The 1,151-nt window shown below is 49.3% G+C and carries 2 pseudogenes; both read left to right on the top strand.

The features are described 5' to 3' along the window. A pseudogene (locus tag MHI57_RS25005) lies at window positions 1-630 on the top strand (DnaB-like helicase C-terminal domain-containing protein); the annotation flags it as partial. Window positions 631-714: 84 nt separating this feature from the next. After that, window positions 715-1,151, top strand: a pseudogene (locus MHI57_RS25000) (toprim domain-containing protein); the annotation flags it as partial.

Below are 1,151 nucleotides of genomic sequence, written 5' to 3'. Positions count from 1 at the left end.
ATAGGCGGAATGGACTACGAGGTAGGATTCGAGAACAAACAACTGATAAGCGGCAAATTATCGGAAGAGTTCGAAGAGGGTTTACGCGTATTCTTGCAAAGGTTGGCAGAAGGCGAATATTTGGCGGGCAGTATTACGCTTAGAGCTGCGGATGATGTAGACTTTTATAAAAGGGACGTTAGGCAGTTGGAAGCCGACATACGCGCGACAAATGCGGACATAGTATTAATTGATCCGATTTACCTTATGGATTACGAGGCGAACACGAGTAAAGTTGCTGGCGGCGATGTCGCGAATACATCTAAGAAGATTCGTAGGCTAGCTGGCAATACGGGCTGTGTCGCGCATGTTATTACGCAGGCGGAAGAGGTTCGCGATGATATGGACGAGGACGGCCGTCGAGAATTGCGAGCGCCAAAGCGTGCCGAGATTAAGAAAACGAAAGCCGTGTTAGAGGACGCGACAAATACATTCGGCATTGATTCGCTAGACGGCGAGGGAATAATCGAAATCGGCAAGGGGCGTAATGGCGGCGAGGGAACGCAAGTTAACGTTTTATATCTGCCTAATTACGGCATTGTACGCGAAATGGATAGTGGCGCACAAGCAGCGAGCCAGTTCAACTTTTAATGTCATATTTTGCTAGTCGTTAGACTATTGCGACAATAGGCGAAATTTGGGTATAATGGAATAGAAGAGGAGGACTTACGGATTATGCCACTTCAATTACGAAATCAGACGTTAGACATAGACGTTCGCTCCGAGCTTGAGAAATTCGAATGGACGCGTCCGACGTGGAACGCCGACAAGCTAATCGCAGCAAGTCCGTTTCGCTACGATAAGTCGCCGAGCTTTTTCGTCCGTTTGGAGGACTATGCGGACTATCCAGCGGGCACCTGGAGCGATAGTGGCTCGTACGACTCCGAGTGGGCTTCGGGCAATATCGTCAAGCTGCTCGCATTCTTGCGACATGAAACGGTGGAAGAGGTCGAGGAATATTTAATTGACGCGTATGGCTATAGCGCGCTGCCGACTGACGATATTAAGCTGCGTCCAATTCGCGTAAAAGTTCAGCGGGATAGGAAGCCGTTGAGCGAGCAAGCATTGACGGGCTACGGCGAACAATACGACTATTTAAAAGCGCGCGGCAT

The sequence above is a fragment of the Cytobacillus sp. FSL K6-0129 genome, assembly GCF_038007625.1.
In the GTDB taxonomy this organism is placed as follows: Bacteria; Bacillota; Bacilli; order Bacillales; family Cytobacillaceae; genus Cytobacillus; species Cytobacillus kochii.
This window is presented reverse-complemented; position numbering and strand designations above follow the sequence as displayed.